Source organism: Arthrobacter sp. 210 2, from assembly GCF_059093025.1.
In genome coordinates, this window is the sequence record NZ_JBNHIE010000014.1 from 30,465 (window position 1) to 42,797 (window position 12,333).

The following is a 12,333-nucleotide window of genomic DNA, read 5'->3' on the forward strand; positions in this document are numbered from 1 at the left end:
ACGCAAGGGCTTTTCGATGAGCACGACTTCTGACCTAAACCCCGGTGGCTCGACAACTTCACGCATTGCGGTGATAACGGGAGGCGCCAGCGGCATCGGCGAGAGTGTGGTGCGGCGCCTGGCCATGCGGCAACACTTCACTGCCGTCATCGCCGACCTTGACAAGGCCGGGGCGGACCGGCTTGCCGACGAACTGCAGTGCTCGGGCTACTCTGCCGAAGGCATGTCCGTCGACATATCGTCCAAGGACTCCATTGCTGAGTTTTACCAAGAACTGAAAGCAAGATATGGGCGCTGCGACGTTCTGGTGAACAATGCAGGTATGGCAAAGCTCGCTCCTTTTGCCGAACTGTCCCTTGAAACGTGGAACCGTACCTTGGCCGTGAACGTGACTGGTGCAATGCTCATGACTCAGGAGGCTCTTCCTCTTATGGGACAGAACGGCTGGGGTCGCGTCGTTAACCTGAGTTCTGTCAGCGGGCTTAGGGCAAGTGCCGGACGAATGGCATATGGAACATCGAAGGCAGCAATCACCGGCCTGACACGACAAATGGCTATCGAATTGGCCCCGCTGGGTATAACTGTGAACGCTGTGGCGCCTGGTCCTGTTGAAACTCTGTTGGCCCAAACAACGCACTCCCCGAAGACCCGCGAAGCCTATAACCGACTTGTGCCCTTGGGCCGATACGCGAGGCCCGACGAAGTTGCTGCCGCCGTCGATTTCCTGTGCTCGGATGACGCTTCGTTCATTACTGGCCACACCATCCCTGTCGACGGCGGGTACATGGCGGCGGGAATTCTCGAAACGTAAGAAGTAACTGAACGTGCTCGGAGGGCAGAACCCTGCGTGGCGTCTTCCGGGCCTGGTAGCCGGTCCTACGAGGCAATCACCTCCGCCGTTGACGTGCACGGAGCCCCGTGCCATTCTCGGCCGGCCGGTGCCGGGACGACGTTTCACCTGCACGGCAGCCTTGCCCACATCAAAGCAACCGCAGCATCCGTATAGAAGGAGAACCATGGTGAAGGAACACCACGTCCGCGTGTACAAGAGTGAAGAGAACCTGCCCCGGGAGGAGCAGCTCGCGCACAAGATTGCCGTGGTCGCCGCCGACCCGGTGGATGTCACTGCGGAGGTGACGGAGATGGTGATCAACCGGATCATCGACAACGCCTCGGTGGCCATCGCTTCCCTGAACCGGGCCCCGATCGTCGCCGCCCGCGCCCAGGCGCTGTCCCACGGTCCGTCCACCGGCGGGAAGGGCGCGAAGGTCTTCGGCATCAGCGAACGCGTCTCCCCCGAATGGGCAGCCTGGGCCAACGGCGTTGCCGTCCGTGAACTGGACTACCACGACACCTTCCTCGCCGCCGACTACTCCCACCCCGGAGACAACATTCCACCGATCCTGGCCGTCGCCCAACACATTGGCGCCAGCGGCAAGGACCTCGTCAGGGGTATCGCCACCGGCTACGAGATCCAGGCCAACCTGGTCAAGGCGATCTGCCTGCACAAGCACAAGATCGACCACGTCGCCCACCTTGGCCCCTCCGCCGCCGCCGGGATCGGCACCCTGCTCGGTCTCGACATCGAAACTATCTTCCAGTCGGTGGGCCAGGCGCTTCACACCACAACGGCCACACGCCAGTCCAGGAAAGGTGAGATCTCTACCTGGAAGGCGCACGCACCCGCTTTTGCAGGAAAGATGGCAGTGGAGGCAGCGGACCGGGCTATGCGCGGCCAGACCTCACCGGTGCCGATCTACGAGGGTGAAGATGGCGTGATCGCCTGGCTGCTGGACGGACCGGACGCGTCCTATGAAGTGCCGCTTCCCCTGCCCGGGGAGCCTAAGCGGGCAATCCTGGACACCTACACCAAGGAACACTCCGCCGAATACCAGGCCCAGGCATGGATCGACCTCGCCCGGAAACTCAATAAAGAACACCCCGAAGCCACCGACCCCGCCAACGTAAAGTCCGTGCTGATCAAAACCAGCCACCACACCCACTACGTCATCGGCTCCGGCGCCAACGACCCCCAGAAATACTCCCCCACCGCATCCCGCGAAACCCTGGACCACTCCATCCCCTACATCTTCACCGTCGCACTGCAGGACGGCGCCTGGCACCACGTGGACTCCTACTCCCCCGAACGCGCGAACCGGCCGGACACCGTAAACCTGTGGCAAAAGGTGTCCACCGAGGAAGACCAGGAATGGACCCGCCGCTACCACTCCCTGGACATCAACGAAAAAGCCTTCGGCGGCTCGGTGGAGATCATCCTCACCGACGGCAATGTCATCCGTGATGAGATCGCCGTCGCGGACGCCCACCCCCTAGGCGCCCGGCCTTTCGGCCGGGAGCAATATGTCCACAAGTTCCGCACGCTCGCCGCCGGGCTTGTGGAGGAAGCCGAAATCGAACGGTTCCTCGCCGCCGTCGAACGCCTCCCCGAACTCGCAGCCGGCGAACTGGACCAGCTGAACATCACCGCCGCCCCCGGCGTCATCGACCTGAACGCGGCACCCAAGGGACTCTTCTGATGCTGTACTCCAAGACCACCCCGGAACAGAAGCGCATCCGGTTCCGCGAACTCCTCGCGTCCGGGACCATTGCCCAGTTCCCCGGCGCGTTCAACCCGCTCTCCGCGCGGCTGATCCAGGAAAAGGGATTCGAAGGGGTCTACATCTCCGGTGCAGTGCTCGCCAACGACCTCGGCCTGCCGGACATCGGACTGACCACCCTCACCGAAGTCGCCACCCGCGCCGGACAGATCGCCCGCATGACGGACCTGCCCGCCATCGTGGACGCAGACACCGGCTTCGGCGAACCCATGAACGTGGCCCGCACCGTCCAGGAAATCGAAAACGCCGGACTCGCCGGCCTGCACATCGAGGACCAGTTCAACCCCAAACGCTGCGGCCACCTCGACGGCAAGAACGTCGTTGACCTGGAGACGGCCACCAGACGCATCCGCGCCGCCGCCGACGCCCGGCGGGACCCGAACTTCCTCATCATGGCCCGCACCGACATCCGCGCCACCGACGGACTCCAGGCAGCCAAGGACCGGGCCCGTGCCCTGGTGGACGCCGGCGCCGACGCGATCTTCCCCGAAGCCATGCGCGACCTCACCGAATTCCAGGCCATCCGCGACGCCGTTACAGTGCCCATCCTCGCCAACATGACCGAATTCGGCAAAAGCGACCTCTTCTCCACACGACAACTCCAAGCCGTGGGCGTCAACATGGTTATCTACCCCGTCACGCTGCTCCGTAGCGCCATGGGCGCCGCCGAACGCGTTCTGGACACCTTGCGTCAGGAAGGATGCCAGGAGAGCCAAGTGGAGGCCATGCTGACCAGGGCAAGGCTTTATGACTTGGTGGACTACGAAGCCTATAACCGCTTCGATACAGGGGTCTTCGACTTTCAGATCCCCGTACGAAGCTAGTACTGCGCACATCTACAAGACAAGGACGTCACATGAGCACCCCAACGATTGAAGTCCGCAAGGGACTCGCCGGAGTCGTAGTGGACTACACCTCCGTCTCCAAGGTCAACCCGGACACCAACTCACTGCTCTACAGGGGTTATCCCGTACAGGAACTTGCGGCACGCTGCAGCTTCGAAGAAGTCGCCTATCTGCTGTGGAACGGGGAGCTGCCCACCCGGGACCAGCTGGCAGAATTCACTGCCAGGGAACGAGCGGGCCGCGCCCTGGAACCCAGTGTGAAAGCAGTTATAGATTCCCTCCCCCCGTCGACACACCCAATGGATGTATGCCGCACGGCAGCGTCAGTGCTCGGAGCCCGGCATCCGTTGGCAGAAGACTCATCGGCGGCGGCAAATCTCATCAAAGCAAAGGATCTCTTTGCTGCGTTTCCTGCCGTGGTGGCCTACGATCAGCGCCGCCGCCGCGGCCAGGACATAGTGGAGCCCCGGGAGGATCTGGGCTATTCGGCGAACTTTCTCTGGATGACATTTGGGGAAGAACCGGCAGCGGAGGTCGTCGCGGCCTTTGATGTGTCGATGATCCTTTACGCCGAGCACTCCTTCAATGCGTCCACGTTCACGGCGCGGGTGGTCACCTCATCGCTTTCGGACCTGCATTCGGCAGTCACTGCCGCAGTTGGGGCACTCAAGGGCCCGCTGCATGGCGGCGCCAACGAAGCCGTCATGCACACCTTCAACGAGATCGGCATCCGCAGCGATGAGTCTCAGGAGGAGGCAGCTACCCGTGCGAAGGCCTGGATGGAACATGCGCTGGCCAACAAGAAGAAGATCATGGGTTTCGGGCACCGCGTATACAAGAACGGCGACTCCCGCGTCCCCACAATGAAGGCTGCTCTGGACAAGATGATTGCCCACTACCGCCGCCCCGAGCTTCTGGGACTCTACAACGGCCTTGAGCAGGCGATGGACGAAGCCAAGGGAATCAAGCCGAACCTCGATTACCCAGCCGGGCCCACGTACCACCTCATGGGTTTCGACACCCAGATGTTCACCCCCATCTTTGTCGCCAGCCGCATCACCGGCTGGACAGCTCACATCATGGAACAGGCGGCATCCAATTCCCTGATTCGCCCGTTGAGCGCGTACGACGGCGTTGAGCAGCGGTCCCTTTAGCCGGCAGACCGCCCTACCCTTGCGGCGGTGAGGCGCCACGAAGATCATCTCGGAGATCGACCCCTCGCCAAGACTCGGCATCTCCCGCTCGTCAATAACAATCCGTCAACACCGAAACTGACAGGACCCCCTGTGGATCTTCACTTGCAGCCGGACTGGCAACGCGCCTTAGGACAGTCAGTGGAAATACGACGTCACGGTGAGATCGTTCACACGGGGACGGTCGAAGAAGTTACGCCGGACAACTCCATACTTTGGATCTCGGCCACTGGGTCACAGCCGCGGAAGTTGTATGAAAAGGCTGAGGGATATCATGTCTTCGCCCGCTACCCTTGGGATCCAGCACCTGTCCCGGACTACAAACAGCAAGACGTTGCTGAGAGCAGCACCGAATGAGCATCCCACAACAAGCTGCCGGGTAGGCCGCCAGGATCAGGCCCACGGGCCAAAATGCTGCTACCCGCCAGACGACTTCAACGCGCTGGCGCAATTACAACAACATCACTACGAAGGGCTTTTGCCATGACGAGAATGCTGATTATTGGACCTCCCGGTTCCGGAAAAGGAACGCAGGCTGAGCGGATCTCGGAGCGCCTCGGCGTTGTGGCGATCTCCACCGGCGACATCTTCCGCGCCAATGTAAAGGGCGAGACCCCGCTTGGCATTGAAGCCAAGAAGTACATGGACGCGGGCGACTTCGTTCCGGACAGCGTGACCAACAAAATGGTGCGCGACCGGCTCAGCGAGGCCGACGTCGAAAGCGGCTTCCTGCTGGACGGCTACCCCCGCACTACAGCCCAGGTGGATTACCTGGACGACATCCTCGCCAAGGGTGACGAGAAGCTCGACGTCGTCCTGCAGCTCACTGCCGACGACGAGGAACTCGTGCACCGCCTGCTGGGCCGGGCCAAGGAAACGGGCAGGAGCGACGACAACAAAGCCGTCATCCGCCATCGCCTTGACCTCTACCACGAGCAGACCGAAGCCGTGGTGGCCAAGTACGCCGAACGGGGCATCCTCACCCAGGTTGACGGCATCGGACCCATCGATGACGTGACCGACCGTGTCATTCGGGCCCTGGAATTGCGTCAGGCAGCCTAAGCCGAAGAGCTTGTCGGCACTTCGCCTCCATCTCTGGCTGACCACACGGCCGCGCCAGTTACAGAATGAGACCATACGGGACCAACCCTCAGCCATTCTTCCGGCGAAACGGCAAAAAAAACCAGTGAAATGAAGGATGCCCGTTCATCATCGGTAGCCTCGCCTGGCGCGCCCTGAAGGCGCGCCAGGCGCTTAGTGCTGGGCGATAAACTCCAGGATTTGAGTGTTGAATTCCTGATACTCGTTCAGGTAGGGATCGTGTCCACTCTGCTCGAATACGCTCAGGCGACCGTTTGGGACAGTGTCGGCAAACCAGCGCATGCCATCTAGCTCGTAGAAGGGCGTATGCCGTCCGGTGATAACCAATGTCGGGACGGGAATCCTTGGCACGACGTCGCGCCAGTCGGCGACGAGGTGGTCAATGAGCAGACGGCGTGCCTTGTCGAACGGGAAGGTCTCCCATGACGGCTCGATTGAATCAATCAATTCCTTCACGTAGTCGGGCACAGCCGGCTCACGACCATTGTCGAACCATTCGAACCGGAAGTGAGCCGCGTCGAAGACGTTTTGCTCGGTGATCCCGCGGATCCCCCACTGCCATTCCTCGTCGTTGACGATCTTCGGTGATTGGTCCACAGCGACGAACGCAGTGATCCGATCCCAGGGATCAGCGGCGAGAGAGAAATGAGCCAGACTGACCGATACCCCCATGGAGTGACCCACCAGGACAACGTCATGGAGATCCAAAGCGGTCAACAGTTCGCTGAGGTCCAGGGCGAGGCGGCTCATCCTCTGTCCGTGTTCCGGGGAGTCAGAGCGCCCGTGGCACCTGTGGTCGTACCTAATGACACGGTATCCGGCCTGCACCAGCGCATCACGCTGCCACATGAAGTGGGCGCCTTGGGCTTGGAACCCGGACGAGAAAACAACCGGCCGCCCTTCTCCCTCGTCATCGTAGCGGAGGGTCACTCCATCGGAGGTCTCCAAGGCCAGGTTCGTGCCGCCCATGCGCAATTTCCTTTCCATATTCACAGCGATCTGGGTCGCCTTCGACCCAGATCGTTTGCTGTCACCCGTTCCAGCGGACTTACTACTTGGTAAACCAATAGAAACCGCGGCTCACCGGGGTGCGTGCCGGCCTGCCGCGGTTCGCATTGGGTAGTGGTTAAGGCGTCACGACGATCTTGCCGACGTGGGACCGCTTGAGCAACCGTGCCTGTGCTTGGGCAAGGTCCTGAAGTGCGAAGGTTTCCTCAAGTAGCGGCTTCAGCTGTCCGTCCTGAATCAGCCCGACGAGTCGTTCAAACGTGGAAGCCGTGGGGTTCGTGATGCCGTGCATCTCAAGGTCCTTGTAGATAAGGTCCCTGAGGTCGATGCGGGTTGTAGGACCGGCGATGGCACCCGCAGTAGTGTAACGGCCGGCCCTGCTCAGCAACTTCATGAGAACACCGAACATATCGCCTCCGACGACGTCGGCAGCCACGTGCGCGCCCCGCTCACCGATGAAGCGTTCAACTTCCGCCTGCACATTCTGACTCTCACGGGCGACGAACTCGTCTGCACCAAGGGCCCGAAGCCGTTCCTCTTTTGCCGCCCCGGCTATGGCTACCACCCGTGCTCCACGGATACGCGCAAGTTGGATCAGCGCGGTACCGACGCCTCCCGCGGCACCAGTAATGACAATGGTTTCTCCTTCCGAAAGGCCAGCACGCTGAAGCATTTCTTCGGCCGTGTCGTAGGAACAGGGGAAAGTGGCCAACTCGGCATCGGAAAGCGGCGAGTCAATGACATGGGCATTGATTGCCGGCACCGACACGTACTCAGCGAACCCGCCGTCACGTTCGCTGCCAAGGTACTCGAGCAGTTGGGCGCGCTCGGGCAGTCGTGGATCCCGGACGGAGGGATCAACGATGACCCGTTCACCGACGCGTGCCGGGTCCACCCCAGGGCCGACGCCGGCAATGCGCCCTACAACCGCAGCGCCCTGAACCCTGGGAAACGCCACAGTGGAGCTGTTCCAGGATGAGGCCGCGCCATCAGTACGGCCTTTCAGGCCAAGGTCCTCGGACACACCGGTTTCGACCACCTGGTCATACCAGCCGGTACGCGTATTGATGTCCGTGTTGTTGATGCCGCAAGCCCCTACCTTAATCAGCACCTCGTCAGGCAAAGGAGTGGGGGCTGGATAATCCGTGCGGAAAACCAACTTATCAACGCCACCATGCCCCGTGAGAACGGTTGCCCTCATAACTGCAACGGACTCACTGGTGTCGGATTCAGGACTTGCCGTTGACGATACTTTCATGTTGCGATTCACTTTCCTCCAGGCACTCAGGCCCAGCTCCGTACTTGAGCGGCCACATCTACAAGGACGTGCCGCGGAGTCATAGCGGTTTATTGTGATGCATGGACTGTTTCAAACCTGAGGGTTCTGGCAGCCCGGGCTCTTCTCTCCGCTTTTGTCTTACAGAAACGCTACCGAAAAGTCGGTCCGCGCACCGCTACCGGCTAACCCCTTAACCATTGCCAGTAGGGCGCGCCGGGGGAACAGGAGATTTACTCATGTGTCCTCGGAATATGTGGTGGTTTTCCAAGGCCTTCGCATAAGCGCGACGCGTTGGGCTACCGCTATTCGCATCTGCATCATTGACGTCCGATGCTGCTGTACGTGTGGGCTTTCCGGCTCCGGTACAGCACGACTGTTAAAACACAGGACGAATAGCCCAAGAATCACCATCAGGAGCGCCGCCGCAACCTCCCTGGACCCTCCAACCAGCATAGGAAAGTTTATCGCTGCCAGCACGAGGGAACTTCCCAGACCTACAGCCGCAAAGATCGGGCATACAACTGTCGCCCGGGTGGAAGAAAGCCGGCCACCATGACGCCGCATGTACAGGAAGACAGCCACATTGCAGATGGAGATTATGACCAGCGCAATCATGCTGGTCACCCCAAGCACGGCGGTGTAGAAGGCGAGAGGTTCCACTCCCGGCAGACCGATAGCCGCGTTCAGAAGCAGAGCAACGCCACTTGTCGCAACAGAAGCTACATGCGGGGACCCGTGGTGTCGTGTACTCAGGACATTGGTTGGCAGGATTCGGTCTGCGCTGAGATTGAACACGTAACGAGCAGTGATGTTATGCGCAGTCAGGATCACGGCACCTCCAGAGCGGTGAGGGAACTGCGAGGAGCATGATTCGGATGGCTGTGCTGAGCCAGCACGCGATCACACTGAGTATCGCTATGCCGACAGAGCAGAACCACAGTTATGCCCCCGCGGCGGGAGCTCGTGCGCGCCCCAGCTACTACTGGTTATCTTCCTTGATAAGGTCAGCCGCCTTGGCACCAATCATTACTACGGTCATGTTGGGGTTAACGCGGACGAGCTCGGGAAAGACGGAGGCGTCAGCAATACGGAGGCCAGAAAGCCCGCGGACCCGCAAGCGCGGGTCAACAACAGCTTCGGGGTCGTCCGCAGCCCCCATCTTGCACGTGACGCTGGGGTGATACACGGTGTTCGAGTAGCGACGCACATAGGCACCAATTTCTTCGTCGGACTGTACACCCGGGCCTGGCGCAACCTCCTTGACCACCCAACCCTTCAGCGCTTCGCTTCCCGCGATCCTCCGGCTCAGCCGAACGCCTTGCACCAGGACTTTCTCGTCCCTGCCGTCTGGATCCGTGAAATACCTTGGATCCACAAGCGGCTTATCCGTTGGATTCGACGAGGACAACCGGACAGTTCCCTTGCTAGCCGGCCGGGCAGTATTGGGGGCAAAACAGAACGCCCGCGCGGGCTTAGGAAGTTCATCGAAGGGTTCCGTGTGGAGCCAGTAGGTGAAGTGACCGAAGGTAGCCTGAAGGCTGTAATCACCCTCATTGAAAACATCTGCATACACCCCGAGATCCAGACCATTGGTGCTCTGTCCCGGGTCCTTGGCCGACTCCCAAATGACTGGAGTTTCAATGTGGTCAGCGAGATTGGAGCCAACAGCAGGAAGGTCCTTAACCACCTCGATTCCATGTTCGCGGAGGTGCTCAGCCGGACCAACGCCCGAAAGCATCAACAGCTTTGGGGTATCAATGGCGCCAGCAGAAACAATGATCTCCTTCTTCGCCCGGTATACACCTTTATCCGTATGGACTGCCACGGCCCGCTCGCCTTCGAATATAAGTCGGTGAGCCATGGTTTCAAGCTGCAGGTGAAGATTGATGCGGAGATTCGATAGAGGAAACAGATAGGCGACAGCAGTCGAAACACGGAGCCCGTTGTCCTCGTTCAAGGAGACCCAGGAAATTCCCTCCCGGTAGTCGCCTCTTGTGTTGTCGATAGTTTCGAGCCCCTGCTCATTGGTAGCAGCAAGGAATGCCTGGGATAGCTCGGCTTCCCTGGTAACACCGTGAACCCGCATGTCCCTGAACACTTGGTCGAAATAAAGTTTGACGCTCTTGCTGTCCCACCCGGTCGCCCCTAGGTGTACTCAGTCAGTAGGTTGGTTGCACCTGCTGATGGGTGGTTTGCCTCCGAGGCTGCCGTGGGGCCGGTGGGTGTTGTAGAAGTCTAGCCATGGCTGCAGGGCGTCGGTGCGTGCCTGGTTCGAGGTGAATGGTTGGCGGTAGGCCCAGCCTTCCTGGAGGGTGCGGTTGAAGCGTTCGGCTTTGCCGTTCTGCCAGGGGTGTCGGGGTTTAATCAGGATGTGTTTGGCGCCCAGCGCAGCGAGTGCGTTCTGGAAGTCGCGGGAGAGCCGGTAGGCGAAGGCGTTGTCGGTCATGACGCGTTTCACGGGTGCTCCGTTGGCTGCCATGGCTGCCGCGGCCCGGGTGAGGAATCCGGCGCAGGTCGGGCCTTTCTCGTCGGGCAGGACTTCCGCGTAGGCGAAGCGGGTGTAGTCGTCTACGGCGACGTGGACGTAGTCGAAGCCGACCTTTTGGGGCGATTTGCGGTGGTTAGCGCGGCTTTGCGCCGGGTCGGCCCGCCAGCCTCCGCCGTCCGGGATCCTGCCGAGTTTCTTGACATCGATATGGATCATGTCGCCCGGGGCGTGGCGTTCGTAGCGGCGATCGGTCGCCCGGGAAGCCCGGATCCGTGCCCCGGTCACCGGGTCCAGGTCCCACAGCCTGGGCATCCCGGCCCTGGTGAGGATTCGGGAGACCGTCCGGGCGCTGGTGCCGCAGCGCACTGCTAGATTGGCTGGCCCCTGCCGGTGCTTCAAGCGCTGGGTCAGGACGTCGGCGACGATGTTCGCCGGGGTGGCGTGCGGGCATGACTTTGGTCTGGAGCTGCGGTCCTGAAGGCCGTCCCAGCCGTGGGCACGGTATCGGCTGATCCAGCGGTGGGCGCAGGTCCGGGAGATGCCCATCTCCTTGGCTACATGGGCGATCGGGCGGCCGGCCAGGACGCGTTCGACGAGGATCCGTCTACCGGTCGGGGTCAGGCGGGCATTACGGTGGAGCATGAAGACCTCTTAGTCGTTGGCTGTGTGTGGTAACCACCAACCTAAGAGGTCTTCACCCATTCACGATGTAATCAACGTCCTGACTCAGTACACCTAGGGCACTCCACCTGTCCATGTCCGAGTCGGGGGCACGCAGCGCCCAGCAGTCGTTGTGTGAACTGCATCCCCCCAGCATTTTCGCCCGGCTCATCCGGAGCCGGGAATTGCCCCGTTCCTGTTCGACGATTGGATAGTCATAGTCATATTTGGGGTCGCCAACAAGGCCCAGCGACTCATCAAGCATCAGGACTTTCTTGTCGTCTTCGTAGGCAGGCCCCCCTTCAATCACGCAGACAGTGATTCCGGGATCGTCGGAGAGCTTGCGTGCTATAACCGATCCGGCTGTTCCGCCTCCCACGATGACATAATCGAACTCGGTCATCTTGACCTCCATAAGTCACTACTTTTCACTTGGGCAATTGTCCGAGCGACTAGATGGTTCAAGCTACACTCGCCGTAATGACCTGAGACACAATGCTGGAGCTGGAACATGCACCGCGCTGACAGGCCGGTTCCGGATACTCTCCATCGTCTTGGAGTCAGTCGCAGGTCAGCAGGCGATACACGAGTGGCCATCTTTGATGTCCTCTGATACTTGGGAACAGCACGACCGCGGGGAAGCTCTTGAACGCTCTCCTGCCCGGGCTTGAACACCGTCGTCCGAGCAGTAGCCACGGCCACTCCGTTTTAGGCATAGCAGCCCCATCAGATGATTCCGGTCGTCGGTAACCGCCAACCGGCGCCGACCCTCCGACAGCAGTACTGATGTTGCCGTATGGAGAGGGGTATCGGACGTGACGGTTCGGCCGACGAGCATGCCGCGCATGCTTGCGCGAGTACCTCCATCAACACTCAACGGGATACAGGCGCTCGATCGTTGTGATGAGGCGGAGCTCTGCATCGACGATCAGGGCCATGTGTATGTGGTCATCCTGAAACAGGGATCGGACCTGCTTCACAGTGGTAAGAGGTCCGAGAGTCTTGGGGGATGTAACCATGGCCTCCCCGACAAGTATTTCCCTCTCCAGCTTTTCGGTTTTCATTTTTCCGACCATCGGCATGACTACCTCCTGAGCGGCTGTTGGCCCTGATATCAAGAGTACCTACACGACGCTGGCTC

At 60.6% G+C, this 12,333-nt stretch carries 11 protein-coding genes and 1 pseudogene; 5 read left to right on the forward strand and 7 right to left on the reverse strand.

What is annotated here, in order from left to right:
- Positions 1-16: 16 nt before the first annotated feature.
- From AC5RWA_RS20110 to AC5RWA_RS20130, 5 genes are all read left to right on the forward strand, one after another.
- Positions 17-811: an SDR family NAD(P)-dependent oxidoreductase gene (locus tag AC5RWA_RS20110; RefSeq protein ID WP_494058800.1), complete on the forward strand. Its 795-nt coding sequence runs from the start codon at positions 17-19 to the stop codon at positions 809-811.
- A 205-nt stretch (positions 812-1,016) separates the two neighbouring features.
- Positions 1,017-2,537, forward strand: coding sequence for an MmgE/PrpD family protein (locus AC5RWA_RS20115; RefSeq protein ID WP_494058801.1), 1,521 nt, complete (start codon positions 1,017-1,019; stop codon positions 2,535-2,537).
- Positions 2,537-3,442: a methylisocitrate lyase gene (prpB, locus tag AC5RWA_RS20120; protein WP_494058802.1), complete on the forward strand. Its 906-nt coding sequence runs from the start codon at positions 2,537-2,539 to the stop codon at positions 3,440-3,442. Before AC5RWA_RS20115 ends, prpB begins: the two co-directional genes overlap by 1 nt.
- Positions 3,443-3,474: 32 nt before the next feature.
- On the forward strand, positions 3,475-4,617 hold the full coding sequence (locus tag AC5RWA_RS20125; protein ID WP_494058803.1) for a bifunctional 2-methylcitrate synthase/citrate synthase: 1,143 nt from the start codon (positions 3,475-3,477) through the stop codon (positions 4,615-4,617).
- A gap of 531 nt (positions 4,618-5,148) precedes the next feature.
- Positions 5,149-5,718: an adenylate kinase gene (locus AC5RWA_RS20130; protein WP_494058858.1), complete on the forward strand. Its 570-nt coding sequence runs from the start codon at positions 5,149-5,151 to the stop codon at positions 5,716-5,718.
- 192 nt (positions 5,719-5,910) lie between these two features.
- On the opposite strand, the gene AC5RWA_RS20135 is transcribed toward AC5RWA_RS20130, so the two are convergent.
- The 7 genes and pseudogenes from AC5RWA_RS20135 to AC5RWA_RS20165 all read right to left on the reverse strand — a co-directional run bounded on the left by AC5RWA_RS20135 (position 5,911) and on the right by AC5RWA_RS20165 (position 12,274).
- Positions 5,911-6,726, reverse strand: a complete 816-nt coding sequence (locus AC5RWA_RS20135) for an alpha/beta fold hydrolase (protein WP_494058804.1) — start codon at positions 6,724-6,726, stop codon at positions 5,911-5,913.
- Between the two features lie 157 nt (positions 6,727-6,883).
- Positions 6,884-8,023, reverse strand: a complete 1,140-nt coding sequence (locus AC5RWA_RS20140) for an alcohol dehydrogenase family protein (RefSeq protein WP_494058805.1) — start codon at positions 8,021-8,023, stop codon at positions 6,884-6,886.
- Between the two features lie 1,000 nt (positions 8,024-9,023).
- On the reverse strand, positions 9,024-9,617 hold the full coding sequence (locus tag AC5RWA_RS20145) for a GMC oxidoreductase (RefSeq protein WP_494058859.1): 594 nt from the start codon (positions 9,615-9,617) through the stop codon (positions 9,024-9,026).
- Between the two features lie 78 nt (positions 9,618-9,695).
- Positions 9,696-10,181: pseudogene (locus tag AC5RWA_RS20150) on the reverse strand (GMC family oxidoreductase N-terminal domain-containing protein); the annotation flags it as partial.
- A gap of 18 nt (positions 10,182-10,199) precedes the next feature.
- Positions 10,200-11,174: an IS481 family transposase gene (locus AC5RWA_RS20155; RefSeq protein ID WP_494058806.1), complete on the reverse strand. Its 975-nt coding sequence runs from the start codon at positions 11,172-11,174 to the stop codon at positions 10,200-10,202.
- A gap of 52 nt (positions 11,175-11,226) precedes the next feature.
- Positions 11,227-11,595: a GMC family oxidoreductase N-terminal domain-containing protein gene (locus tag AC5RWA_RS20160; RefSeq protein WP_494058807.1), complete on the reverse strand. Its 369-nt coding sequence runs from the start codon at positions 11,593-11,595 to the stop codon at positions 11,227-11,229.
- A 463-nt stretch (positions 11,596-12,058) separates the two neighbouring features.
- A complete protein-coding gene (locus AC5RWA_RS20165; RefSeq protein WP_494058808.1) occupies positions 12,059-12,274 on the reverse strand; it encodes a hypothetical protein in 216 nt (71 codons plus the stop codon).
- Positions 12,275-12,333: the final 59 nt, after the last annotated feature.